The sequence below is a fragment of the Caulobacter soli genome (genome assembly GCF_011045195.1).
Taxonomy (GTDB): Bacteria; Pseudomonadota; Alphaproteobacteria; order Caulobacterales; family Caulobacteraceae; genus Caulobacter; species Caulobacter soli.
Map to the genome: position 1 here is coordinate 4,990,445 of NZ_CP049199.1, position 25,007 is coordinate 5,015,451.

The 25,007-nt window shown below is 68.5% G+C and carries 22 protein-coding genes; 13 read left to right on the top strand and 9 right to left on the bottom strand.

Features of this window, described 5'->3' with window-relative positions:
- Positions 1 to 47 precede the first annotated feature (47 nt).
- Both G3M62_RS23245 and G3M62_RS23250 read left to right on the top strand, forming a co-directional pair.
- A complete protein-coding gene (locus G3M62_RS23245; protein ID WP_165190912.1) occupies positions 48 to 602 on the top strand; it encodes a hypothetical protein in 555 nt (184 codons plus the stop codon).
- Positions 603 to 604: 2 nt separating this feature from the next.
- Positions 605 to 907 (top strand): winged helix-turn-helix domain-containing protein, encoded by a 303-nt coding sequence (locus G3M62_RS23250; protein ID WP_165190913.1) that lies wholly within the window; start codon positions 605 to 607, stop codon positions 905 to 907.
- 166 nt (positions 908 to 1,073) lie between these two features.
- Here G3M62_RS23250 and glmM read toward each other — a convergent pair whose 3' ends face one another.
- The gene (glmM, locus tag G3M62_RS23255) at positions 1,074 to 2,420 is read right to left on the bottom strand and encodes a phosphoglucosamine mutase (protein ID WP_165190914.1); all 1,347 of its coding nucleotides are present in this window, start codon (positions 2,418 to 2,420) and stop codon (positions 1,074 to 1,076) included.
- Between the two features lie 221 nt (positions 2,421 to 2,641).
- On the opposite strand from glmM, the gene glmS reads away from it, so the two are divergent.
- Together glmS and G3M62_RS23265 are read left to right on the top strand one after the other, a co-directional pair.
- Complete coding sequence (gene glmS, locus G3M62_RS23260) at positions 2,642 to 4,474, top strand: glutamine--fructose-6-phosphate transaminase (isomerizing) (protein ID WP_165190915.1); 1,833 nt, start codon at positions 2,642 to 2,644, stop codon at positions 4,472 to 4,474.
- 50 nt (positions 4,475 to 4,524) lie between these two features.
- Complete coding sequence (locus tag G3M62_RS23265; RefSeq protein WP_165183852.1) at positions 4,525 to 4,707, top strand: hypothetical protein; 183 nt, start codon at positions 4,525 to 4,527, stop codon at positions 4,705 to 4,707.
- A gap of 18 nt (positions 4,708 to 4,725) precedes the next feature.
- Here G3M62_RS23265 and G3M62_RS23270 read toward each other — a convergent pair whose 3' ends face one another.
- Entirely contained in the window at positions 4,726 to 6,138 is a 1,413-nt protein-coding gene (locus G3M62_RS23270) for an APC family permease (protein ID WP_165190916.1), read from the bottom strand.
- 114 nt (positions 6,139 to 6,252) lie between these two features.
- On the opposite strand from G3M62_RS23270, the gene G3M62_RS23275 reads away from it, so the two are divergent.
- Positions 6,253 to 6,714 (top strand): SAM-dependent methyltransferase, encoded by a 462-nt coding sequence (locus tag G3M62_RS23275; protein WP_165190917.1) that lies wholly within the window; start codon positions 6,253 to 6,255, stop codon positions 6,712 to 6,714.
- Positions 6,715 to 6,922: 208 nt separating this feature from the next.
- Positions 6,923 to 8,074: a hypothetical protein gene (locus G3M62_RS23280; RefSeq protein ID WP_165190918.1), complete on the top strand. Its 1,152-nt coding sequence runs from the start codon at positions 6,923 to 6,925 to the stop codon at positions 8,072 to 8,074.
- 80 nt (positions 8,075 to 8,154) lie between these two features.
- On the opposite strand, the gene G3M62_RS23285 is transcribed toward G3M62_RS23280, so the two are convergent.
- Together G3M62_RS23285 and G3M62_RS23290 are read right to left on the bottom strand one after the other, a co-directional pair.
- The gene (locus tag G3M62_RS23285; protein ID WP_165190919.1) at positions 8,155 to 9,339 is read right to left on the bottom strand and encodes an SAM-dependent methyltransferase; all 1,185 of its coding nucleotides are present in this window, start codon (positions 9,337 to 9,339) and stop codon (positions 8,155 to 8,157) included.
- Positions 9,340 to 9,441: 102 nt separating this feature from the next.
- Positions 9,442 to 10,437 carry an aldo/keto reductase gene (locus G3M62_RS23290; RefSeq protein ID WP_165190920.1) on the bottom strand — a complete coding sequence of 332 codons (996 nt, stop codon included), beginning with the start codon at positions 10,435 to 10,437 and terminating at the stop codon, positions 9,442 to 9,444.
- Positions 10,438 to 10,532: 95 nt separating this feature from the next.
- On the opposite strand from G3M62_RS23290, the gene G3M62_RS23295 reads away from it, so the two are divergent.
- The 4 genes from G3M62_RS23295 to G3M62_RS23310 all read left to right on the top strand — a co-directional run bounded on the left by G3M62_RS23295 (position 10,533) and on the right by G3M62_RS23310 (position 15,144).
- Entirely contained in the window at positions 10,533 to 11,426 is an 894-nt protein-coding gene (locus tag G3M62_RS23295) for a LysR family transcriptional regulator (RefSeq protein ID WP_165190921.1), read from the top strand.
- A 190-nt stretch (positions 11,427 to 11,616) separates the two neighbouring features.
- Positions 11,617 to 12,645: an aspartate-semialdehyde dehydrogenase gene (locus tag G3M62_RS23300; protein WP_165190922.1), complete on the top strand. Its 1,029-nt coding sequence runs from the start codon at positions 11,617 to 11,619 to the stop codon at positions 12,643 to 12,645.
- Positions 12,646 to 12,755: 110 nt separating this feature from the next.
- Positions 12,756 to 13,679, top strand: a complete 924-nt coding sequence (gene rarD, locus G3M62_RS23305) for an EamA family transporter RarD (RefSeq protein WP_165190923.1) — start codon at positions 12,756 to 12,758, stop codon at positions 13,677 to 13,679.
- 49 nt (positions 13,680 to 13,728) lie between these two features.
- The gene (locus G3M62_RS23310; protein WP_165190924.1) at positions 13,729 to 15,144 is read left to right on the top strand and encodes an MFS transporter; all 1,416 of its coding nucleotides are present in this window, start codon (positions 13,729 to 13,731) and stop codon (positions 15,142 to 15,144) included.
- Between the two features lie 150 nt (positions 15,145 to 15,294).
- On the opposite strand, the gene G3M62_RS23315 is transcribed toward G3M62_RS23310, so the two are convergent.
- A complete protein-coding gene (locus G3M62_RS23315) occupies positions 15,295 to 16,101 on the bottom strand; it encodes a transporter (RefSeq protein WP_165190925.1) in 807 nt (268 codons plus the stop codon).
- Between the two features lie 84 nt (positions 16,102 to 16,185).
- Positions 16,186 to 17,313 (bottom strand): serine hydrolase domain-containing protein, encoded by a 1,128-nt coding sequence (locus G3M62_RS23320; RefSeq protein WP_165190926.1) that lies wholly within the window; start codon positions 17,311 to 17,313, stop codon positions 16,186 to 16,188.
- A 67-nt stretch (positions 17,314 to 17,380) separates the two neighbouring features.
- Between G3M62_RS23320 and G3M62_RS23325 the strand changes: the two genes are divergently transcribed.
- Positions 17,381 to 18,298: a 2-hydroxyacid dehydrogenase gene (locus G3M62_RS23325; protein ID WP_165190927.1), complete on the top strand. Its 918-nt coding sequence runs from the start codon at positions 17,381 to 17,383 to the stop codon at positions 18,296 to 18,298.
- On the opposite strand, the gene G3M62_RS23330 is transcribed toward G3M62_RS23325, so the two are convergent.
- Positions 18,295 to 19,152: a bifunctional hydroxymethylpyrimidine kinase/phosphomethylpyrimidine kinase gene (locus G3M62_RS23330; protein WP_165190928.1), complete on the bottom strand. Its 858-nt coding sequence runs from the start codon at positions 19,150 to 19,152 to the stop codon at positions 18,295 to 18,297. The genes G3M62_RS23325 and G3M62_RS23330 overlap by 4 nt on opposite strands.
- Positions 19,153 to 19,332: 180 nt before the next feature.
- Here G3M62_RS23330 and G3M62_RS23335 point away from each other — a divergent pair, with 180 nt between their 5' ends.
- A complete protein-coding gene (locus G3M62_RS23335) occupies positions 19,333 to 20,655 on the top strand; it encodes a site-2 protease family protein (protein ID WP_165190929.1) in 1,323 nt (440 codons plus the stop codon).
- 57 nt (positions 20,656 to 20,712) lie between these two features.
- On the opposite strand, the gene ahcY is transcribed toward G3M62_RS23335, so the two are convergent.
- Positions 20,713 to 22,104, bottom strand: coding sequence for an adenosylhomocysteinase (ahcY, locus tag G3M62_RS23340; RefSeq protein WP_165190930.1), 1,392 nt, complete (start codon positions 22,102 to 22,104; stop codon positions 20,713 to 20,715).
- Between the two features lie 134 nt (positions 22,105 to 22,238).
- Positions 22,239 to 23,783 (bottom strand): CYTH and CHAD domain-containing protein, encoded by a 1,545-nt coding sequence (locus G3M62_RS23345; protein ID WP_165190931.1) that lies wholly within the window; start codon positions 23,781 to 23,783, stop codon positions 22,239 to 22,241.
- Positions 23,784 to 23,917: 134 nt separating this feature from the next.
- On the opposite strand from G3M62_RS23345, the gene bioB reads away from it, so the two are divergent.
- A complete protein-coding gene (gene bioB, locus G3M62_RS23350) occupies positions 23,918 to 24,937 on the top strand; it encodes a biotin synthase BioB (RefSeq protein ID WP_165190932.1) in 1,020 nt (339 codons plus the stop codon).
- Positions 24,938 to 25,007 lie beyond the last annotated feature (70 nt).

Below are 25,007 nucleotides of genomic sequence, written 5' to 3' on the forward strand. Positions count from 1 at the left end.
ACTCTGAAATACAGAGCGCTCTGAGCGCGAACCAAACGGAGAGTGCGATGGGCATTTCCAAGAGCGAGGCGGCGTCGGCCTTGACCGATATCGAGCGCACGGCAGGGCGCGGCCGACTGCTGAAGGGCTATCACGTGGCCGGGCCGATCCTGATGGCCTGGGGCGTGATCTGGGCGATCGGCTATTCCGGCATGGGCCTGCTGCCGCCCGAACGATGGAGCCTGATCTGGCTGCCGCTCGACGTCCTGGGCGTGGTGGCGACGCTCCTGCTCAGCCGGGGCGGCAAGAGCGGCGCGAGGACAAGTCAGGCCTGGAAGATCTGGGCCAGCGTCCTGGCGATCATGGCCTTCATGATCGCCACCTATGTGGTCTTCCAGCCGACCTCGGTCGAACCGGCCATCGTCTATCCGGGCCTGATGACCGGCCTGGTCTATGCCGGCGTCGGCATCGCCTTCGCGCCCCGCTACCTGTGGATCGGCGGAGCGGTGTTCATCGCCACCCTGGTCGGCTACTTCGCTTTCCAGCCCTGGCTGGCCTTCTGGATGGCGGCGGTCGGCGGCGGCGGACTGATCGCGGGCGGCCTGTGGCTGCGGAGGGCGTGAGCGTGGCGGAACTGGACGAACTGATCCATCAGCCCCTGCGGCTGAAGATCATGGCCGCGCTGCACGCCGAGCGCGACGCCGAGCCGCTGGAGTTCGCGCGCCTGAAGGCCGTCACCCAGGCCACCGACGGCAATCTGGGCAGCCACCTGGCCACTCTGGAAAAGGCCGGCTACGTGGCGATCGCCAAGGACTTCGTCGGCAAGAAGCCCCGCACCCGCGTGGCCCTGACCCCGGCCGGCCGCAAGGCGTTCCGCCGCCATGTCGACTATCTGCGCGCGGTCGTCGAGGGCGTGGACGGGGACTAGGAGCGCTCCTTCTCCCCTTGCGGGAGAAGGAGGCGGCGAAGCCGACGGATGAGGGGTCGCACCGGCGAAAGCCGCGCGACCCTCTCTCGTTTGGCGTTTGAGGCCCCCTCATCCGCCCCCACTTCGTGGGGCCACCTTCTCCCGCAAGGGGAGAAGGATTTGGAACTCAGACCGCCTTCACCGCCGAGACGATCGACTTGACCACCTTCTTGACCAGGGCCGGGTCGTCGCCCTCGGCCATGATGCGGATCAGGGGCTCGGTGCCCGACGGGCGGACCACGATGCGGCCCGAGCCGTTCAGCTGGCTCTCGCCGTCGGCGATGGCTTCCTTGACGCTCTTGTGCTCCAGCGGCTTGCCGCCGGCGAAGCGGACGTTCTCCAGCAACTGCGGCACGGGGTCGAACTGACGGCCCAGAGCGCTCATCGGCTTGCCGCTCTGGATCATCACCGCCAGCACCTGCAGGGCCGCGATCAAGCCATCGCCCGTGGTCGAGAAGTCCGACAGGATCACGTGACCCGACTGCTCGCCGCCGATGTTGAAGCCGCCCTCGCGCATGCGGGCCATCACATAGCGGTCGCCGACGCTGGTGCGCTCCAGCTTCAGGCCCTGCTCGCCCATCAGGCGCTCCAGGCCGAGATTGGACATCACCGTGGCCACCACGCCGCCGGCCTTCAGCTTGCCGGCTTTCGCGAGAGCCAGAGCGATGATCGCCATGATCTGGTCGCCGTCGACCACCACGCCCTTTTCGTCGCAGATCACCAGCCGGTCGGCGTCGCCGTCCAGGGCGATGCCGATGTCGGCGCGGTATTCGCGCACCAGCCGGGCCATGGTTTCGGGATGGGTCGAGCCGCATTCGGCGTTGATGTTCGTGCCGTCGGGCGCGACGCCGATCGGGAAGACCTCGGCGCCCAGCTCGTAGAGGGCCTCGGGGGCGACCTTGTAGGCCGCGCCGTGGGCGCAATCGATGACGATGCGCAGGCCGGCCAGGCTCATATTGCGCGGGAAGCTCGCCTTGACGATCTCGATGTAGCGGGCCTGGGCGTCGTCGACGCGCTTGACTCGTCCCAGCTCGCGCGGCGAGGCCAGGCCCTCCTGCAGGCCCTCGTCCATCAGGGCCTCGATCTTCAGTTCCTGCTCGTCCGACAGCTTGTAGCCGTCGGGGCCGAACAGCTTGATGCCGTTGTCGGCGAAGTCGTTGTGCGACGCCGAGATCATCACGCCCAGATCGGCGCGCATCGAGCGGGTCATCATCGCCACGGCCGGCGTGGGCAACGGACCAAAGAGCCGCACGTCCATGCCGACGCTGGCGAAACCGGCCACCAGGGCCGGTTCGATCATGTAGCCCGACAGGCGCGTGTCCTTGCCGATCACCACCAGGTGGCGGCGGTCGTCCTGCGAGCGAAACAGCTTGCCGGCCGCCAGGCCGACGCGCAGGGCGACCTCGGCGGTCATCGGATGCTTGTTGGCCTGGCCGCGGATGCCGTCGGTGCCGAAATAAGCGCGCTTGCTCATGATCTCGATCTTGTCTCGCCTGAGCATGACGCAGTCACGCCCAATTGGTTTGGTTTGGATCATTCCAACGGAATGAGTCGGGGCTAGGTCGAACCGCGAAACGATCCGAAATGCAGATTTATGAGCGCCCGCCCGTGGGCGAATGCTAAAGGCGGCGCTCGAAATATCCCGCTTCGGTAGCAATAGCTCTCACCGTAGCGTTCTAACAAGGATCATGGCCCATGTGCGGCATTATCGGCATCGTCGGCAAAGCGCCCGTCTCGGACCGGCTGATCGACAGCCTCAAGCGGCTGGAATATCGCGGCTATGACTCCGCCGGGATCGCCGCCGTCGTCGGCGGCCCCGATGGAAATCGGGTCGAACGCCGCCGCGCCCAGGGCAAGATCAGAAACCTGGAGGCCTTGCTTGCTCAAGAGCCGCTGACTGGACAAAACGGCATCGGCCACGTTCGCTGGGCCACCCACGGCGCGCCCAATGTCAAGAACGCCCACCCCCACACCGCCGGCCGCGTCACCCTGGTGCACAACGGGATCATCGAGAACTTCGCCGAGCTGAAGGCCGAGCTGGCCGCCGCCGGCCGCACGTTCGAGAGCGACACCGACACCGAGGTCATCGCCCACCTGATCGACGCCGAGCTGGCCACCGGCCTTCCGCCGCTCGAAGCCTTCAAGGCCGCGCTGGACCGCCTGACCGGCGCCTACGCCCTGGCGGTGCTGATCGAGGGCGCCGACGACCTGATCCTGGGCGCCCGGCGCGGCAGCCCGCTGGTGGTGGGCGAGGGCCAGGGCGAGATGTTCCTGGGCTCGGACGCCCTGGCCGTGGGCCCGTTCACCAACCGCGTGGTCTATCTGGAAGAGGGCGACTACGTGGCCATCGACCACGACAGCGCCCGGATTTTCGACGCCTCGGGCGCGCCCGTCGAGCGCGCGGTCAAGGTCGTCCCCGCCTCGGCGGTGATGATGGAGAAGGGCAACTACCGGCACTTCATGGAAAAGGAGATCCATGACCAGCCCGAGGGCTGCCAGCGCACGCTCTCGGCCTATGTCGACGCCCTGACCTCGCGCTCAGCCATGCCCGGCAACATCGACTTCAAGGCTCTGGACCGTATCCAGATCGTCGCCTGCGGCACCTCCTACATCGCCGGCGTGATCGGCAAGTACCTGATCGAGCAGCTGGCCGACCTGCCGGTCGATGTCGAGATCGCCTCGGAGTTCCGCTACCGCCAGCCGGCCCTGCGGCCAGGCTCGCTGGTCATCGCCATGTCGCAGTCGGGCGAGACCGCCGACACCCTGGCCGCCCTGCGCTACTGCAAGGCCAAGGGCATGAAGAGCGCCGTGGTGGTCAACGCCCAGGAATCGACCATGGCCCGCGAGGTCGACGTGGTCTGGCCGATCCATTGCGGCCCCGAGATCGGCGTGGCCTCGACCAAGGCCTTCACCGCCCAGGTCAGCGTGATGATCGCCCTGGCCGTCGCCGCCGCCAAGTCGCGCGGCATGATCGACGCCGCCGAGGAGCAGCGGATGGTCAAGGTGATGCTGGAGGCCCCGCGCCTGATCGCCGAGGCCATCGGCCTGGAGGACGCCCTCAAGGAGATCGCCGTCGACATCGCCAAGGCCCGCGACGTGCTGTTCCTGGGTCGCGGCCCGATGTCGGCCCTGGCCCTGGAAGGCGCGCTGAAGCTGAAGGAGATCAGCTACATCCACGCCGAGGGCTATGCCGCCGGCGAGCTGAAGCACGGTCCGATCGCCCTGGTCGACGACCAGACCCCGATCATCATCCTGGCGCCCTTCGACAGCTATTTCGAGAAGTCGGCCTCGAACATGAGCGAGGTCATGGCGCGCGGCGGCCAGGTGGTGTTCATCACCGACCCCGAAGGCGCCAAGCACGCCCCGGCCGGCGCCCGCGTGGTCGTCACCGCCCCGGCCAGCGACCCGCTGGTCTCGACCCTGGTGATGTCGGCCCCGATCCAGCTCTTGGCCTACCACGTGGCCGTGGTGAAGGGCGCCGACGTCGACCAGCCGCGGAATTTGGCCAAGTCGGTGACGGTGGAATAGGTCGATCCGGACGTCAGGCAACCAAGCTTGGCGCGGGCGGTTGACTAGGCATGACCAAGCCCAGTTCAGACTCTCCGCCCATCGCGTCGGATGAAGATGCCGGCGCCAACGTTCGCGCCCCAACGGAGACGCCGCAGACGCCCGACGAGGTCCGACGTGGCGTGCTCCAACAGCGCAACCACATCCAGGAGCTGGATGGCGAGGACCCGCTGCGCGGCGGCGTGGACGACTAGGGCGGCCGAGTCCGCGTCCTAGCCGGCCAACTTCGACTTGCGCACCGAATAGCCGAAATAGATCGCGCAGGCCGCCGCCGCCCAGACCGCGAACAGGATCCAGGTGTCGAGCGGCAGACCGATGATCAGGTAGCCGCAGAAGGCCACGCTGACCGCCGGCACGACCGGGTAGAGCGGCACGCGATAGCCGCGTGGCAGGTCCGGCTGGGTTCGGCGCAGGATGATCACCCCCAGCGAGACGATGGCGAAGGCGATCAGCGTGCCCATGCTGGTCAGGTTGACCAGGGTGTCGAGCGGCACGAAGGCGGCCAGCAGCGCGATGAAGGCCGCCACGATCCAGGTGTTGAGGTCCGGGCTCTGGGTCTTCGGATTGACCCGCTGGAACACCTTGGGCAGCAGGCCGTCGCGGCTCATGGCGTAGAGGATGCGGGTCTGGCCGTACATGACCACCAGGGTGATCGAGAAGATCGAGACGATGGCCCCGACGCAGAGGATCAGCGAGGTCCAGGCCTGGCCAGTCAGGTTGCGCAGGATCACCGCCAGCCCCGCCTCCTGTCCGGCGAACGCCGTCCAGGGCTGAGCTCCGACGGCCGCCAGGGCCACCAGGATGTAGACCGCCGTGACGATCAGCAGGCTCAGGATGATGCCCAGCGGCAGGGTGCGGCGCGGGTCCTTGACCTCGTCGCCGGCCGTCGAGACCGCGTCGATGCCGATGTACGAAAAGAAGATCGACGAGGCCGCCGCCCCGATCCCGGCCATGCCCATCGGCGCGAAGGGCGTCAGGTTGCCGGCGTGGAAGCCGCTGAAGGCGATGACCACGAAGAACAGCAGCACCAGCAGCTTCAGCACCACCAGCACGGCGTTGACCGTCACCGACTCCTTGACCCCGCGCAGCAGCAGGATCAGGCAGGCGCCGACCAGCACCACGGCCGGCAGGTTGAACACCCCGCCCGCCCCCGGCGCCTTGGCGATGGCGTCGGGCATGCGCCAGCCGATCAGGTCGGAGAACATCTCGTTCAGATACTGCCCCCAGCCCACCGCGATGGCCGAGGCCGAGACCGCGTATTCCAGCAGCAGGCACGCCCCGACCAGGAAGGCGACGAACTCGCCCAGGGTGGCGTAGGCGTAGGAATAGGATGACCCCGACACCGGAATGGTCGAGGCCAGTTCGGCGTAGCACAGGGCCGTCAGGGCCGCGGTGATCCCGGCGATCACGAACGAGACGATGACGGCGGGCCCAGCGGCCGGCACGGCCGTGGTCAGGGCCACGAAGATGCCGGTGCCGATCGTGGCCCCCACGCCCAGCATGGTCAGCTGGAACAGGCCGATGGTGCGGTGCAGGCCGTCTTCCGGCAGATGCTCGCCGCCCTCGGCGACGACCCGGCCCACGGGCTTGCGGCGAAACAGGTCGGCCGCGCGAAACTGGCCCATGGACGTCCTCGAGGTGAATGCGGCGGCAAACTAGCCCCGCCATGCGCCTCGCATCAACTTGCCTTGACGATCCGGCGCGACGAAGCTGCGCCAAACCCCGCGGGAGAGAAGACCATGTCCATCACCATGACGCCGATCGGCCTGGTGCGCGGCGGTCGCGACGTCCCCGAGGATGACGACTGGGGCCAGAGCCAGGCGCGGATCGACCTGGACCCCGCCCGCTTCGACGCCGAGGCGCTGATGGGCCTGGACGCCTTCAGCCACGTCGAGGTGATCTATGTGTTCGACAAGGTCACCGACGACCAGATCGTCACCGGCGCCCGCCACCCGCGTGGCAACAAGGACTGGCCCAAGGTCGGCATCTTCGCCCAGCGCGGCAAGAACCGGCCCAACCGGATCGGCGTCACGGTCTGCGACATCGTCGCGGTCAACGGCCTGTCGCTGGAGGTGCGCGGCCTGGACGCCATCGACGGCACGCCCGTCCTCGACCTCAAGCCGGTGATGGCCGGCTTCGCCCCACGCGGCGAGCACCGCGAGCCCGACTGGGCGCGGGAGATCATGAAAAACTACTGGTAGGCGCGCCGTTCATCGGGGGCGCGAAGGCCTGGCCAGGGCCTTGCCTGAAATAAGAACAAAATAGGAACACAAGGCGTCCGAATCTGACGCATCGATCCTCCAGATTAAAACCGTCCGTTGCATTCCAGACGTCGCGCCATAAGCGGCCAAGGGACGGACACCGCAATTTTATGCGGCTTATATTTTTGAAAAATTTGGAGAATTTAAAATGACCAACTACGTTTTCGCCGACGACTATCGCTTGCCCGGCGACCCGGACGACACGCTGAGCTTCCAGCGCGCGTTCGCCGCCTCCAACGAAGTGCGGATGCTGGCCAAGGTCTACACGGTCAGCGCCCCGGTGCAGTTTCCGCGGGGCGGCACCGCGCTCAAGGGCTGCGGGATCGGCGTGACCTTCCTGCGCTCGACCAACGCCTCCCAACCGGTGATCCTGATCCCGGCCGCCACCGACTATGTCACGATGATGGACTTCACCGTCGATCACCTGGGCGTCACGGCCCTGCCCGGCGGCGATGGCGTCCAACTTCAGAAGGCGATCAGCTACAGCTGGGACAACGGCGTGATCACCAATGTCCGCGCCAATTCCAACTATATCGGCTGGAACCTGGGCATGACCGCCTACACCACCCTGGTGAACTGCGGCGCGGCCCAGAACCTCTCGCACGGCTTCAGCTTCACGGCCAATCCTGACTACGCCGCCAACCCGCTGCAGTACTACCTGACCAAGTGCACGGCCACGCAGAACCATGGCAACGGCTACCACTACGCCACCGAGCATGGCTCGCGGCAGAGCGGGACCGTCACCACCTCGGTCGGCGCGCTGGAGAACTGCGTCACCTGGGCCAACCTCGGCCACGGTGTGAGCGCGGTGGGCCTGCAGACCAACCCGATCGCCAGCATCCGCGTCGACGGCGGCTTCTACGGCGAGGACAGCGGCCACGGGATCTACCTGGACACCTGGGGCGCCCAGCACCTGGTCAAGCCGGGCTATATCGAGCTCTCCGGCGACTGCGGCATCTATCTGTCCGACCACAACAAGCAGGTGCAGGTGGGCCCGACCCTCGTCGTCAACAACGGCAATGACGGCATTCTCGTCAATTGCCCGGACGTGACGATCACGGGCGGTCAGTTCATCGCCAACGGCCGGCTGCACAACAACGGCCGCGCGAACGGCATCTACTTCTTCGTCAGCGGCACGGGCGTCGTCAGCGGCGTGCGGGCTCGCGCGGAAGGTGGGCAGCAGGACTGGGGCGTGGTGACCAACGCCGACGTCCTGCTGGTCGGCAACGACCTGCGCAACAACAACCTGGGCGCCCAGACCGGGGTGACCAATCCGAACTCGACGGGCAACCGCGTCTAGTCGGATCGGACGCGTGCGCTAGCGTCCGGGCTCAAAGGCACCCGGGGGATCTCTCCCGGGCGCCGATGCGCGTCGCGTGTTCAGCGCTCGCCGTCGACCATGTAGTCCCGGGTGATCGGCAGGGCCCCGACCTTCTTGGCCACCTGGATCTGGAAGACCATGTGGCCGCCATAGCGGAAGCCCAGCTCGGCGCCGCACAGGTAGAACTCCCACATCCGCCGGAATCGCTCGTCGAACATGGCGGGAATGTCCGGATCGGCCAGGAAGCGCATCCGCCAGTGCTTGCAGGTCTCGGCGTAGTGCAGGCGCAGGATCTCGATGTCGGTGATCCACAGGCCCGCCGCCTCGACCGCCTTGACGATCTCCGACAGGCCCGGAATGTAACCGCCGGGGAAGATGTACTTCTGGGTGAAGGCGTTGGTGGCCCCCGGGCCGCTCATCCGGCCGATCGAGTGGATCACCGCGCTGCCGTCGTCGGCCAGCAGGCGTTTGACGGTGTCGAAATAGGTCTGGAAGTTCGGCGCGCCGACGTGCTCCAGCATCCCCACCGAGACGATGCGGTCGAAGGTCTCGTTCAGGTCGCGATAGTCGGTGAGGCGGAACTCGACCTGGTCCGACAGGCCCGCGCTCGCGGCCCGCTCGGTGGCCAGGGCCAGTTGCTCGGTCGACAGGGTGACCCCCGTCATCTTGGCCCCGTGATCGGCCGCCAGGGTCAGAGACATGCCGCCCCAGCCCGAGCCGATGTCCAGCACCTTCATGCCCGGCGTGATGTTCAGCTTGGCGCCGATATGGGCCTTCTTGGCGACCTGGGCCTCCTCCAGCGTCATGTCGGGCCGCGCGAAGTAGGCGCAAGAGTACTGCATGTCCTTGTCGAGGAAGCGCTTATAGAGCTCGTTGGACACGTCGTAGTGGTGGGCGACGTTGCGGCGCGAGGCGATGCGGTCGTTGACCGACTGCACCGTGCGCTTGAGCGCCTTCCGGGCCCGGGTCAGGGGCGTGCCGCGCTTGGGCGTGCGGCCGCCGCTCTTGCCGACGATCTCCAGCAGGTCCCACAGGGTGCCCTGCTCGACCTTCAGGTCGCCGTCCATATAGGCTTCGCCCAGGCCCAGGCTGGGATTGGCGACCAGGCGGCGCAGGCCCTTGCCGTTGACGCGCATGGTCACGGGCGGACCCGAGCCGTCGCCGGCCTTGACCACCGAACCATTGGGCATGTGGATGGTCAGGTCGCCGACCTTGACCATCTTTTTCAGCAGCGCTTCGATCATGGCCGCGAAACTAACCCTAGCTTCGCGGCCATGGACAGACCGAAATTTTCGTCCGCCCACCCTTGAAAATCAGGCCTGAAAAGCCAGGGCGGGGCGAACGGGTCAGCGCTCGCTGTCCAGATGGGCCATCTGGGCTTCCGCGTAGCGCGTGCCCGACGCCGCGTCCCGGGGCACGGCCCGCTCGATCGCGGCCAGGTCGTCGGCCGACACGGTGACGTCCAGCGCGCCCAGCGATTCCGACAGGCGGGCGCGGGTGCGGGCCCCGACCAGCGGCACGATGTCCTGGCCTTGGGCCGCCACCCAGGCGATGGCGATCTGAGCGACGCTGACGCCCTTCTCCTGCGCGATCTTCCGCAGCGCCTCGACCAGGGCCAGGTTCTTGTCGACATTGTCGCCCTGGAAGCGCGGGGAATGGGCGCGGAAGTCGCCCTTGGCCTGGCCCTGGTCCTTGTCCCAATGGCCGCTGATCAGGCCGCGCGACAGAACCCCATAGGCGGTCATGCCGATCCCCAGCTCGCGCAACACCGGCAGGATCTTGTCCTCGACCCCGCGCGTGATCAGGGCGTATTCGATCTGCAGGTCGACGATCGGATGCACGGCGTGGGCCTTGCGGATGGTCTCCACGCCCACCTCCGACAGGCCGATGTGGCGCACATAGCCGGCCTGGACCATCTCGGCGATGGCCCCGACCGTGTCCTCGATCGGCACGTTCGGATCCAGGCGGGCGGGGCGATAGATGTCGATGTGGTCGACGCCTAGCCGCTGCAGCGTATAGGCCAGCGAGGTCTTCACCGCCGCCGGGCGGCCGTCGAAGCCGATCCAGCCGGCCGACGGGTCACGCTGGGCGCCGAACTTGACCGAGATGACCGCCTGATCGCGCTTGCCGCCCTTCAGCGCCTCGCCGATCAGCATCTCGTTGTGGCCCATGCCGTAGAAGTCGCCGGTGTCGATCAGGGTGATCCCGGCCTCCAGGGCGGCGTCGATCGTGGCCAGGCTCTCGGCCCGATCCGAAGGGCCGTACATGCCCGACATGCCCATGGCGCCCAGGCCCAGGGCCGAGACGACGGGGCCGGTCTTGCCGAGTTGACGCGTTTGCATGGAAGTCTCCTCAAATTCGATGAGGCGACTATGCGTCGTCGTCCCGCGTGCGATAATCCGCTCGTTGCAGCACGAGCCGTTCGGAAAATCGCACAATGGCCAAGCCCGATCTCGCCGATCTCGACGCCTTCACCGCCGTGGCCCGGGCCCGGGGTTTCCGTGGCGCCGCCGTTCAGCGCGGGGTCTCGGCCTCGTCGCTGTCGGAAGCCCTGCGCCGGCTGGAGGCGGACCTGGGCGTGCGCCTGCTCAACCGCACCACCCGCAGCGTCACCCCCACCGAGGCGGGCGAGCGGCTGTTGGCCCGGCTGACGCCCGCCCTGGCCGACGTCTCCCTGGCCCTGGACGAGGTCAACGCCTTCCGCGACAGCCCGATCGGCGTGCTGAAGCTGAACGTGCCGGGCGCGGTGTCGCGGATCGTCTTCCCCGACCTGATCCCCCGCTTCCTGGCCGCCCATCCGGGCATCCGCGTCGAGATCACCGTCGAGGACGCCTTCGTCGACGTGCTGGCGGCCGGCTTCGACGCCGGCGCGCGCTATGACGAACGGCTGGAGAAGGACATGATCGCCGTGCCCCTGGCCGGACCGCAGCGCTTCGCCATCGTCGGTTCGCCGGCCTATTTCGCCAAGCACGGTCGCCCGACCCATCCGCGCGAGGTCCTCAACCACCCCTGCATCCGCCACCGCTTCCCCAGCGGGACCAGCTACGCCTGGGAGTTCGAGAAGGACGGCGAGGTGATCCGCGTTTCGCCCGAAGGTCCGCTGATCACCGGCAGCGTCGACCTGGAACTGTCCGCCGCCGAGGCCGGCGTGGGCCTGCTAGCCACCTTCGAGGGCTTCTGCGCCGATCGCGTCGCGGCCGGCCGGCTGGAGACCGTGCTCGACGACTGGCTGCCGCCGTTCAGCGGGCCCTATCTCTACTATCCCAGCCGCCGACACATGCCGGCGCCGCTGCGGGCGTTCGTGGATTTCGTGAAGGCGGAAAGGAAATGAGCTCTTCCCTCCCCACGAGGGGAGAGAAGCCGCTCCGTGCAGATCCCATCCACGCCGGGTGAAATCTTCCCCGAACGGCCCGCGCTAAGCGTCGCATTAGAAAGCCTGTTCTTGCTTCCGCGCCTCGCGGGGCGTAACGGGTCCGCTCCCGCCGCCGATGGCGGGCTCAAGTCATGAATTGGAGGCTGCGATGGGTTACCGGGTCGCCGTGGTCGGCGCCACGGGCAATGTGGGCCGTGAGATGTTCAACATCCTCGAGGAACTGAAATTCCCCGTGGACAAGATGCATGCGATCGCGAGCCGCAAATCCATCGGCGTGGAAGTCTCGTTCGGCAACCAGACCCTGCACTGCGAGGACCTGGAGCAGTTCGACTTCTCCAAGGTCGACATCGTGCTGATGAGCGCCGGCGGCGCCATCTCCAAGGCCTGGGGCGAGAAGATCGGCGCGGCCGGCCCGATCGTCATCGACAATTCCAGCCACTTCCGGATGGATCCGGACGTGCCGCTGGTGGTGCCGGAAGTGAACCCGAACGCCGTCGACAAGCTGCCCAAGAACATCATCGCCAACCCCAACTGCTCGACCGCGCAGCTGGTGGTGGTGCTGGCCCCCCTGCACGCCGAAGCCAAGATCAAGCGGGTGGTCGTCTCGACCTACCAGTCGGTCTCGGGCGCGGGCAAGGAAGGCATGGACGAGCTGTGGGAACAGACCAAGGGCGTGTTCGTCCTGGGCGCCCCGGCCCCGAAGAAGTTCACCAAGCAGATCGCCTTCAACGTCATCCCCCACATCGACGTCTTCATGGAAGACGGCTTCACCAAGGAAGAGTGGAAGATGATGATGGAGACCAAGAAGATCTTGGATCCGTCCATCAAGCTGACCGCCACCTGCGTGCGCGTGCCGGTCATGGTCGGCCACGCCGAGTCGGTGAACATCGAGTTCGAGACCCCGCTGGACGAGGACGACGTCCGCGAGATCCTGCGCGACGCCGACGGCGTGGAAGTCATCGATAAGCGCGAGGACGGCGGCTACATGACGCCCAAGGAAAGCGCCGGCGAGTTCCCGGTCTATGTCTCGCGCATCCGCACCGACCCGACCGTCGAGAACGGCATCGCGCTGTGGTGCGTGGCCGACAACCTGCGCAAGGGCGCGGCGCTGAACGCCGTGCAGATCGCGCAGCTGCTGCATGAGAAGGGTCTCATCAAGCAGAAACTCCCGGCCTAAGCCGACCTTCCGCAACAAGCGGGTGGACGATTTCAGGGGCTCCCGGGACTTAAGGTCCCGGGAGCCCTTTTCATTTGCGATGTCATTCAAGATTCGAGGGGAACGACACGATGTCGGCGGATTTGAGCAAGGGCCCGGCCACGAACCAGGACGAAGCCCGGACGGCGCTGATCGCCGGGATGGGCTGCTATCTGCTGTGGGGCTTCCTGCCGCTGTATTTTCACCTGCTGTCCGGCCTGGGCGTGGGCTCGTGGGAGATGATCGCCCACCGCACCCTGTGGTCGGCGCCCTGGGCGCTGCTGTTCGTGCTGCTGGCCAAGCAGGGCGGCCAGGTGCTGGCCGTGCTGCGCCAGCCCAAGACCCTGGCGGTGCTGGCCTGCTCGACGGCGGCGATCTTCGTCAACTGGTCGATCTACGTCTTCGCGGTCAACGCCAACCACGTGATCGAGGCCAGCCTCGGCTACTACATCAACCCGCTGATGAACATGGCGGCCGGGGCCCTGCTGTTTCGCGAGCGGATCAGCCGCGAAGGCGCGATCGCGATCGGCCTGGCCGTGGTCGGCGTGGCGATCCAGACGGCGGCCCTGGGCCACCTGCCGGTGATCTCGCTGGGCGTGGCGCTGAGCTTCTGCCTCTACGCGATCCTGCGCAAACAGGTGAAGGCCGACGCCCAGACGGGGCTGTTCATCGAGTGCGCCTACCTGGCGGTTCCAGGCCTGCTGTACGTGCTGCATTTGCACGCCACGGGCGTGGGCCACTTCGGGACCGCCGCCGAGGTCACCACCCTGCTGGCCTTGGCGGGCCCGGCCACCGTCGTGCCCCTGGCCCTGTTCGCCTGGTCGGCCCGCCGCATGCCGCTCAGCGCCATGGGCTTCCTGCAGTTCATCGCCCCGACCATCCAGTTCCTGATCGGCGTGGCCCTGGGCGAGGCCTTCACCCCGTTGCGGGCCCTGTCGTTCGGCTTCATCTGGGCCGGCGTGGCGGTGTTCGCCTATGGCGCGTGGAAGCGCACGCGGGTGGTCGCGGCGACCTAACCCTTGGGACAGGTGGCGCGGCGCGAGGACGCGTCGTAGCCTCCGCCCGATGACCGGACCGGTGCAGCCCCCGTGCGACGAAGGCGTGATCCGCGCCCGACCTTCCGACGCGCCCACCGGCCGCAAGCGCCTGGCGCTGGCGGCCACGGTGCTGGGCTCGAGCATGGCCTTCATCGACGGCTCGGTGGTCAATGTCGCCCTGCCCTCGATCCGGACCGCCCTGAGGGCCGACGCGGCCCAAGTGCAGTGGATCGTCAACGCCTACCTGCTGCTGTTGGGCGCCCTGGTCCTGATCGGCGGCTCGGCCGGCGACCGCTATGGGCGCCGCCGAGTGTTCGTGATCGGGGTGAGCCTGTTCGCCGCCGCCTCGCTGGCCTGCGCCCTGGCCCCGGACGCCGGCTGGCTGATCGCCGCCCGCGCCGTCCAGGGGATCGCCGCGGCCCTGCTGGTGCCGGCCAGCCTGGCGATCCTGGGCTCCACCTTCGACGACCAGGAGCGTGGCGCGGCGATCGGAGCCTGGGCCGGGTTCGGAGCGGTGACCACGGCGATCGGTCCGGTGCTGGGCGGCTGGCTGGTCGACCACGTCTCGTGGCGGGCCATCTTCCTGATCAATATTCCCCTCGCCGTCGCCACCGTCGCTCTGGCCCTGGCGGCGGTGCGCGAGAGTGGCGATCCCGAGGTCGAACACCTGGACTGGCGCGGCGCGGCCCTGGCCGCCACGGGCCTGGGCGCGACCACCTGGGGCCTGACGGCGGCGGGCCAGCGCGGCTGGGGCAGCGGCGCGGTCTGGGCGGCGCTGGCGGCCGGCGCCGCCCTGCTGGCCGGATTCCTGGTCAGCCAGGCGCGCGAGAAGCACCCGATGATGCCGCTGGCCCTCTATCGCTCGCGGACCTTCAGCGGGGCCAACCTGCTGACCCTGGCGCTCTATTTCGGCCTGACCGGCGCCCTGTTCTTCCTGCCGTTCGAGCTGATCGCCCGCCACGGCTATTCGGCGGCCGGGGCCGGCGCAACCCTGCTGCCGTTCTCGCTGATCATGGGAACCCTGTCGGGCGTGGCCGGCAAGCTGTCGGCCCGGTTCGGGGCCCGGCCGATGCTGACCGTTGGCCCGATCCTGGCCGGGATCGGCTTTGGCCTGCTGGGCGCGCCGTGGCTCGGGTCGGGCTACTGGACCGGCGTGCTGCCCGGCGTGCTGGTGGTGGCCCTGGGCATGACCGTCGCGGTCGCGCCCCTGACCAACACGGTGATGAGCGCCGTGGCCGCCAGCCACGCCGGCGTCGCCTCGGGGATCAACAACGCCGTCGCCCGGGTCGCCGGCCTGCTGGCCGTGGCGGTGCTGGGCCTGATCTATTTCGCGCCGGGCGCCCAGGGCTACCCCTGGGTGATGGGCGTCAGCGCCGTGGCGGCCATGACGGCCGGGATCGTCGGGGCGGTGATGATCGAGGGAAAGCCCAGCTTAAAAGCCTAACCCCAAATATTCCGCTCATCCCGGCGAAGGCCGGGACCCAGATCCCAAAGCGGTGTGGCGGATCGGATGAGCTCAGAGCTTTTGGCGTCAGCCCCCGCGCCATTCCATCTGGGTCCCGGCCTTCGCCGGGATGAGCGGATTTTATGAACCCTAGAACCGCTTGGCCACGCCCACCGCCAACTCCAGGTCCGGCGTGTCGCGGTTCAGGCCGACATAGGCCGAGGCGTCCAGTTGCAGGTCCTTGACCGAGGCCGGCGTCCAGGCCGCCGTCAGGTCGAAACTGGCCGAGGTGACATGGCCCGAGGGATCCTCGTCGCGGTCGGCCCAAAGTTCGACGCCCAACGCCACGGGACCGAACGAACGCCCCACCCCGACCGCGCCGCCGAAGCCGGCGTGGCGACCCGAACCGTCGGCGTCCGGACGCAGGTCCAGTTCAGGTGACAAGGCCAGCGACCAGTCGGCGTTCAGGGGCAGCGAGACCGGAACGATCACCCCGCCCTGCCAGGCGTCGCCGCCGATCCCCTCGGCCCCGACCGGGGCGGTGACGAACGGCTGCAAGGCGATCGAGACGCCGTCGCCGCCAGGATTCTTCAAAGACCAGCGCAGGGCCAGGTTCACGTCGCCGACCCCGTCGACGACGGAGACCGCGCCCGAGGCCCGGTCCTTCTCGCGGACCCGTTCGTGCGCCGTCCAGCTGATCTGGCCCTCGACCGTCGAGACCAGGCCCAGCCGCAGTTCGACCGCTCCGAAGGCGAGATCGTCGGTCGAAGTTCCGCCGCCCCGGCTCCAAGACCCGTCGGTCACGCCCAGCTCGGCCTGGAAGCGTCCCGCGTCGAGCACGCAGGGCGGCGAGCCCTTGCCCGGGCGGTCGGCGCAGAAGTCGCGGCCCGCGTCCTGGGCATTGGCGCTGGTCGCCAGCAAGGCGGCCAGGCCGGTGATCATCAGAAACGCGCGCATCCCGCAGTCATCCCTCGCGCTCCCTCTGGAGCTTTGACGCGCAAGGAACACCGGCCGCGTGAAGAAAGCGTGGAACGCGACGCCTTACAGCGCCGAATAGGCCGCGTTGATCAGGCGCACGGCCCGCGGGTCGCCGATCAGCTCGGTCCCTTGCTTGTTCATCACATAGGCCCCCGACACGCCGCGCGACGGATCGGCGAAGGCGCACGAACCGCCCCAGCCGCTGTGGCCGAAAGCTTCCGGCGTCGGACCGTAGAAGAAGTTGGGCGTGTTGCGCATGAAGCCCGCGCCCCAGCTGATCACGAAGGGCAGGACCAGGTCCTGGCCGACGATCCGCTCCGCCGAGGCCTTGGCGATCGTTTCGGGCGACAGCACCTGGACGCCGTCCAGCTCGCCGCCCGAGGCCAGGGCCCCCATCAGTCGGGCCAGGGCCGGAGCCGTCGCATGACCGTTGGCCGAGGGGATCTCGACCCGTCGCCACTCGGTCGTGCCGCGTCCGCCGGGCGCGGCCCACTTGGTCATGAAAGCGGCCTTCACCGCCTCGTTCATCGCCCCGAACTTCGGTAGGCCGGCGGGGCGCATCAGGTCGGCGCAACGAGCGTGCTCGCTGTCGGGCAGGCCGATCCAGAGATCCAGGCCCAGCGGCTCGGCCAGGTCTTCGCGCAAGGCGGTCCCCATGGTCCGGCCGTCGACGCGGCGGAAGATCTCGCCGGCCGTGAAACCGAAGGTCACCGGGTGGTAGCCGCTGGCCGAGCCGATCGGCCACAGCGGGGCCATGGCGGCCAGCTTGGCGGTCGTGGCCCGCCAGTCGAACCAGATGGCCGGATCGGTCTCGTCGGGGAAGCCCGACAGGCCGTCCTGGTGCGACATCACCTGGCCGACCGTGACGTCCTGCTTGCCGTTCTGGGCGAACTCCGGCCAGACCGACGCCACCGTCTGGTCGTAGGTCAGCTTGCCCTGGTCGACCAGGCGGGCGATCAGCAGGGCGGCCACGGCCTTGGTGGTCGAGAACAGCGGCGTCAGGGTGTCGGGCCCGAACGCGACCTCGTGCTTGCGATCGGCATAGCCGCCCATCAGGTCGACCACGATCTCGCCGTGGATCGCCAGACTGAAGCGCGCGCCCAGCTCGCCTCCATCCTGAAAATTGGCCGCGAACGCGTCGCGGACGGCGGAGAAGCGGTCGGGGCAGAAGCCGGTGATGTCGACGGTCATGCGATTTCGTCTAGCCCAGGACGGCGGGGTTTGCCATCGGGTGGATGTCGTCCGCCGGAGCCCGCCCATGACCATCGACCTTCTGGCGCTGCAGTCGTTCTCGGAAAGCCTGGAGACGGCGCTGGACGCCCGCTACATGGTCCACCGCCTGCATCGCGCCGCCGATCCGCAAGGCCTATTGGCGGCCATCGGCCCGAAGGTGCGCGGGATCGTCACCGGCGGCGGAACGGGCGTGCCGGCTGACCTCTGGGCCCAGCTGCCGGCGCTGGAGATCGTGGCGGTGAACGGCGTGGGGCTGGACGCCGTCGACCTGGACCAGGCCGCCGCGCGCGGCGTGGCGGTGACCACGACGCCCGGCGTGCTGACCGACGACGTCGCTGATCTTGCCATCGGCCTGTGGCTGGCCCTGTCGCGCCGGATGATGATCAGCGACCGCTTCGTGCGCCAGGGCCGCTGGAAGCCGGGCGCGAACCCGCCCCTGGCCACTCGCGCCAGCGGCCGGCGGGTCGGGATCCTGGGGCTGGGCCAGATCGGCCGCGCCATCGCCGCCCGCGCCGCGCCCTTCGCCGCCGGGATCGCCTATCACAGCCGCCGTCCGGTCGACGACGCGCCCTACGCCTACGCCGCCAGTCCCGTGGAGCTGGCGCGGGACGTCGAGGTGCTGTTCGTCGCCACGGCCGGCGGAAAAGACACGCAAGCCCTAGTCGACGCCGCCGTGCTGGAGGCGCTGGGACCGACAGGCTTGCTGATCAATGTCGCGCGGGGTTCGGTGGTCGACGAGGCGGCCCTGGTCGCGGCGCTGGAGGCCGGGACCATCGCCGGCGCCGGCCTGGATGTGTTCGAAGAAGAGCCCTACGTCCCGGCCGACCTGCTGAACCGCGACGACGTGGTGCTGCAGCCCCATCGCGGCAGCGCCACGGCCGAGGCCCGCGCGGCCATGGCCGACTTGGTTCTGGCCAACCTGGCGGCGCATTTCGAAGGTTAGGCCAGGCGCTCGATCCGCACGGTCGGCGAGGTCTGCTTGATCCGCGCGGCCATGGCCACGATCGGCAGTTCCGGCGCGTTCCAGATATTGGCCGCCGTCACCGTCTCGGCCACCCCGCCGACGGCGCGAGCCAGGCCGTACGAGATCGTCTGGCCTTCCAGGATCGAGGCGGCGTAGAGGGCGGTCAGCAGGTCGCCGGTGCCGCTGGGCGAGCGCTCGGCCTTGGCGTGGGCCGCCAGCCAGGCTTCCTTGCGGTCGACATAGACCACGCCGATCTCGCTGCCTCTGTGCACGGACGACACCAGGGTCGGCTTGTTCAGCAGACGCCCCGCCCGCACGGCGGCCTGCGGATCGCGCGAGTCCGTGCCCGTCAGACGCTGCAACTCCCAGGCGTTGCAGGCCACCACGTCGGCGCGCGGGATCAGGTCGCTGGCGATCGCCTCGGCCACCTCGGCGGGCACGTAGAGGCCCTTGCCGGCGTCGCCCATGGTCGGGTCGATGATCACGGTCGGCTTGCGCGCCACGGCGCCGGCCACGGTCTCGCGTGGCGAAGCGCGCACGGCGTCGATGGTGCGGGCGGCGGCGCGCACCTGGGCGGCGCTGGCGAAATAGCCGGTGATGACGACGTCGGTCTGGCCGAACAGGCCGTTGGCCTCGATGCCGTCGAGCATGCCCTCGATCACCTCGATCGGGGCGGGCGCGCCGCCGGGCAGGCCCCAGCCGGGATGGCGGCCATACAGCACGGTCGGCACGATCATCGAGTCGATGCGGAACTGCACGAGGGCGGCGGCCTGGGCCGACGCGCCGACCCGGCTGCCGGCGACATGGCTGGAAATGATCAAAGCGAGCGGCATGACTAGCGGCTTAGCCGAGCAATGCGGACTTGAATAGGGCAAGCGCGACAGTGAATGGCGCAGGCGTCATCGAACAAGGTTATCGATTTGTCCGTGCATCCCAAACCTTGCTCAACCGCACAAGGAAAAGGCCCGCGACGGCGTTGACTTGCGAAGCTTGGCCATGAACAGGCTATGGCCATGTTGAGTTTCATTTCGGGCCGTTCCGTCCTGGCGCGCACGGTGCGTCGTTGCCGCCAATGCGGCTTCCGATCCGACGTCGCCGCGTCGTTCCGCCTCGAGCGCGGCGGGATGTTCGAACGTCCCGGCGCGATCTGTTTCGGATGCAAGCCCTACCCCGCCCGGCCCGATCACCTATACTGGCGCGGCTGGTTCAATCAGCTGTTCACCTCCGCCGTGATCGCCTGGTGGTGTGGTTTCGAGCGCGGCCTGACTTTCGGCGTGACGGTCTGGTTGACCCTGGTCATCGCGCGCCCACTGGCCATCCTAATCCATGAAGCCGGACACGTCCTGGCCGCCAAGACGGTCGGCTTCGACGTGGTGGAGGCGCGTGTCGGCCGAGGGCCCGTCACCCTCGCGCGACGCGCATGGGGTGTCCGGTGGACGGTCCATCGCTACGCGGCGCTGGGCGGGCTGACCCTGTTCGTCCCGCCCGAGGGCGCGAGCCGCTGGCGGCGGGCTGTGAGCTACCTCGGCGGCGCCCTGGCCAACCTAGCGGCGGCGAGCGTGGCGGCGGCGCTTTTTCCACCCCTGGACGAAGCCCTGTGGGGCTTGGCGGGAGCGGTCGCCGGCGGCTGGCTGCTCCTGAACCTGCTGATGGCGCTCAGCGCGTTGTGGCCGACCAAGGGCGGCGACCACCCTTCGGACGGCGCGCTGATCGTGGGACTGTTGCGTAAACGCGCCCCCGAGACCGACGAGCGGTTCCCCCTGCTGCGTCAAACCCAGCGCCTGACCCTGGCCGGACGCTTTTCAGAGGCCGCCGACATCTTCGAGGCCCAGTTGAAGACTTGGCCGAACGATCCCTACGTCCTGGGCATGGTCGTCCATTGCACCGCCCAGGCGCAAGGCGACCGCGCCGCCCTGGCCCGCTATCGCCTCCTGGCGGCCGAGGCGCCGGCTGGGCCGCCCCGGCCGTTCGACTGGCACGCGGCCATGACCGGCTGGATGGCCGGGAATATCGCCTGGTCGGCGATCAACGCCGGTCCCGACGCCGATCTCGATCTTGCCGAACGGCAGCTCCAGATCGCGTTGGCGCTGCAACCCGACGCGCCCGCCATCACAGGAACCCATGGCGCCTGGCTGGCCGCTCGAGGCCAGGCCGACATCGGCGAACGCCTGTTGACCCAGGCCCTACCCGAACTCGAGACGCCCGCCGACAAGGCCGCCTTCGCCCGGCGACTGGCCCAGGCCCGGCGCGCGCGAAACGACGCCGTTGGCGCGACCGAGGCCGAACGACTGGCCGACCACATCCTGGCTCGCGCGCACGAACGCCCCGCCGTCTAAGCAAAAGGCCCGCCGCGTTTCCGCGACGGGCCCTTCCGGCTTGGCGGAAAGCCAGGCCTAGTAGCGGTAGTGGTCCGGCTTGAACGGGCCCTTTTCCGGCACGCCGATATAGTCGGCCTGGTCCTTGCGCAGGGTCGACAGCTTGGCGCCCAGCTTTTCCAGGTGGAGGAAGGCGACCTTTTCGTCGAGGTGCTTGGGCAGGGTGTAGACGTCGTTCTTGTAGGCCGACTTGTTGGTCCACAGTTCGATCTGGGCCAGGGTCTGGTTGGTGAAGCTGGCCGACATCACGAACGAGGGGTGGCCCGTCGCGTTGCCGAGGTTCACCAGGCGGCCTTCCGACAGCAGGATGATCTTCTTGCCGTCCGGGAATTCCACGTGGTGGACCTGCGGCTTGATCTCGTCCCACTTGAAGTTCTTCAGGCCGGCGACCTGAATCTCCGAGTCGAAGTGGCCGATGTTGCAGACGATGGCGTTGTTGCGCATCTGCCGCATGTGATCGACGGTGATGACGTCCTTGTTGCCCGTGGCGGTCACGAAGATGTCGGCGCGACCGGCCACGTCGTCCAGGGTCTGGACCTCATAGCCTTCCATCGCCGCCTGCAGGGCGCAGATCGGGTCGATCTCGGTGACGATCACGCGGGCGCCGCCTTGGCGCAGCGAGGCGGCCGAGCCCTTGCCCACGTCGCCGTAGCCGCAGACCACCGCGACCTTGCCCGACAGCATGACGTCGGTGCCGCGACGGATGGCGTCGACCAGCGATTCCCGGCAGCCGTACAGGTTATCGAACTTCGACTTGGTGACGCTGTCGTTGACGTTGATGGCCGGGAACGGCAGGTCGCCCTTGGCGGCCATCTGGTACAGGCGGTGGACGCCCGTGGTGGTTTCTTCCGACACGCCGCCGATGGCGTCGCGGATCGCGGTGTAGAAGCCCGGCTTTTCGGCCAGATAGCGCTTCATCACCTTGAAGAGGGCTTCTTCTTCTTCGTTCTGCGGGTTGTTCAGAAGGGTCGGATCTTTCTCGGCCTTCGGACCCAGCACGCACAGCAGGGTGGCGTCGCCGCCGTCGTCGAGGATCAGGTTCGGATAGCCGCCGTCATGCCATTCGAAGATCTTGTGGGCGTATTCCCAGTACTCGACCAGGTTCTCGCCCTTGAAGGCGAACACCGGCACGCCTGAAGCGGCGATGGCCGCGGCCGCGTGGTCCTGGGTCGAGAAGATGTTGCACGAGGCCCAGCGCACTTCGGCGCCGAGCGCCGTGAGGGTCTCGATCAGAACGCCGGTCTGGATGGTCATGTGCAGGCTGCCGGCGATGCGGGCGCCCTTCAGCACCTGGGCCGGGCCGTATTCGGCGCGGGTGGCCATCAGACCGGGCATTTCGGTCTCGGCGATGGCGAGTTCCTTGCGGCCGAAATCGGCGAGCGAGATGTCCTTGACGATGTAGTCGGCCACGGTCGGCTCCTGCGGTCGGGGGATGGTCTTGCGCGGTCTATACCGCGCCCAGCCCGTTCTCGCAATTAAGGCATAAGGATTCCTTTATATGCCCGGCTCGCCGAGGCGCTATTCGACCGCGCCCGCAACAGAGATCACCAGAAGCGCTTGGCCTCGGCGAAGCTCACATAGGCGCCCTGGGCCTCGGCCAGCAGCTCGGCCTCGCGGTCGGACCCGCCCGCCGTCAGCCGGCCGGCGGCGAAGGCGGCCTCGGGATCGTCGCACGACAGCGCCACCTCGCGGGCCAGGGCCTCGCGAACAGCCAGGTCGTTGAGCGCGCCCAGGGCGTCCTGCAGATCCCGGGTCGCCTCGACGAAGCCGGCCAGGCGCCTGGGATGGTCGGGGAACAGAGCGCCCAGGTCCTCGACGGCGTAGCGCAGCTTCTTGCCCCGGATGCGCAGCTCATGGCGCTCTTGGGGGCTCAGCGCCGCCAGGTCGCGACCGTCCTGGCGGATGCGGCGACGGCGCTTGTCCAGGGCCTTGGCGGCGAAGGCCGTGGCGGCCTTGTCGCGGCGTTTTTCCAGCCGCTTGTCGGTGGTCCAGGGACCGGCCTCCAGCCAGGCGGCCGCCTCGATGGCCAGGACGCGGAAGCGAGCGCTGTCGACGGCCGCGTCGGCCTTGGCGTAGGCGTCCGTCTGGGCGGCCAGCAGCGCCTTGCCGAACGCCGCCAGGGCGCGCGCTTCGTTCTGGGCCGCCTCATCGGGCTGCAAGTCGCTATCGGCGGCCTGGCTGGCTTCGGCCTGCTCCTCGGCGGCCGGCCGCCAGACGTCGGCGATGAACACGTCCAGGTTCCGGGCCGGTCCCAGTTCGTCGGCCAGCCATTTCAGCTCGGTCTTGACGTGGAGGGCGGCCGGATCGCCGGCCAGGGCCTTGAAGGTCGACAACAGGGCCCGGAACCGCCGCGCGGCCACGCGCAGCTTGTGCACCCGCTCGGGAGCCGGCCGAGCGCGCAGGGCCTCGGCGGCGGCGCAAAGGCGGCACAGCGCCGTTCGGCCCAGAGCCTGCAACACCTCGCCGGTCGTCGCCCCGGGATCCAGCGGCGCGTCGGGTCGCGGACCGTCCTGCTCGTCCAGCGCCAGGGCGTAGCCCCGCTCGGCCTTGCTGATCAGCGACAGGCGCAGCGGCGCGTGGGCGGCCAGATCCCGGGCCAGGTCGAACAGCACGCGCGCCGCGCCGGTCTTGAGCTCCAGCTCCAATTCGCTGACCCCGGCCCGACGGTCATCGGCCAGCAGCTCGCCCTGGTCCAGGGCCGCTTCGATGGTCGCTCCATCGCGTTCGATCAGTCGGGTCACCCGTTTGACATTGGTGGCGAACACCGGGGCCAGGGCGTCGCCGTTGATGACCTTGGCCGCCGGGGTCTGGGCCAGCAGATCGCGGTCGGGCTCGGGCCCCTCCACGGCGCTTTCCCACTCGCCGCGCGCGAAGACGCCGCCCGACGAGGCCGATTTCAAGGTCTGCTTGCGGCCGTTCTCGCCATCGCGGATGCGCAGGCCAAAGCCCGCCTTGCGCAGGGCATGGTCGACGGTGTCGAAATAGGTCGCGTCGAGCTGTCGAACCGCTTCCCGCCCCTCGAGCCGGGCCAGGATCACGTCCGAAGACTCCGGGGCGATCAGGAACTTCAGCTCGATTTCGTGATCCATGCGACCGTTATAACCGGACACGCCGGTTTTGGCTCCATCGGCTGTCGCGAGCGCGCGCACGCGACGACTGTTGTGTGCGGACGCACGCGGGACGTGCTTGCCAATCAAACTGGCGGAGTCCAAACCTGCGCGCCATGAGCCAGATCAACGCCGCCCAACCCCGCTACGATTGGACCCTGGACGAGGTCCAGGCCCTGTTCGACCAGCCGTTCATGGAACTGGTGTTCCAGGCCGCGACCGTGCACCGGGCCGGGTTCGACCCCAGCGAAGTGCAGCTGTCGCAGCTGCTGTCGGTCAAGACCGGCGGCTGCGCGGAGAACTGCGGCTATTGCAGCCAGTCGGCCCACTTCAAGACCGGCCTGAAGGCCGAGAAGCTGATGGACGCCGAGGTGGTGATCGCCAAGGCCCGCGAAGCCCGCGACGGCGGGGCCCAGCGCTTCTGCATGGGGGCGGCCTGGCGCGAGCTGAAGGATCGCGACCTGCCCAAGCTGGCGGCGATGATCGGCGGGGTGAAGGCCCTGGGCCTGGAAACCTGCGCCACCCTGGGCATGCTGACGCCCGACCAGGCCAGGCAGCTCAAGGACGCCGGGCTCGACTACTACAACCACAACCTCGACACCGGTCCCGAGTACTACGGCGACGTGGTCACCACCCGCACCTATCAGGAACGGCTCGACACCCTGGCCTATGTGCGCGACGCGGGCATGAGCACCTGCTGCGGCGGCATCGTCGGCATGGGCGAGACCCGCCGCGACCGCGCCAGCCTGCTGCGTCAGCTGGCCACCCTGCCCAGCCACCCCGACAGCCTGCCGATCAACGGCCTGGTGCCGGTCAGCGGCACGCCCTTGGGCGACGCGATCCTGAAGGATGGCGAGAAGGCCATCGACTCGATCGAGTTCGTGCGCACCATCGCCGTGGCCCGCATCGTCTGTCCCAAGTCCATGGTCCGCCTGTCGGCCGGCCGCGACGAGATGAGCCGCGAGCTGCAGGCCCTGTGTTTCCTGGCCGGCGCCAACTCGATCTTCGTCGGCGGCAAGCTGCTCACCACGCCTCTGCCGGGTCAGGACGAGGACAGCGCCCTGTTCCAGGACCTGGACCTGCGGCCCATGGGCTTGGCCAAGGCCCTCGCGCCGGAAGCCGTGGCGGCGGAGTAGGGACAAAACCTTCGGCGCCTCGGCGGCGAACACTTGCCCCCTACGGGTCGCTTCGCGACCGTCTTCCCCC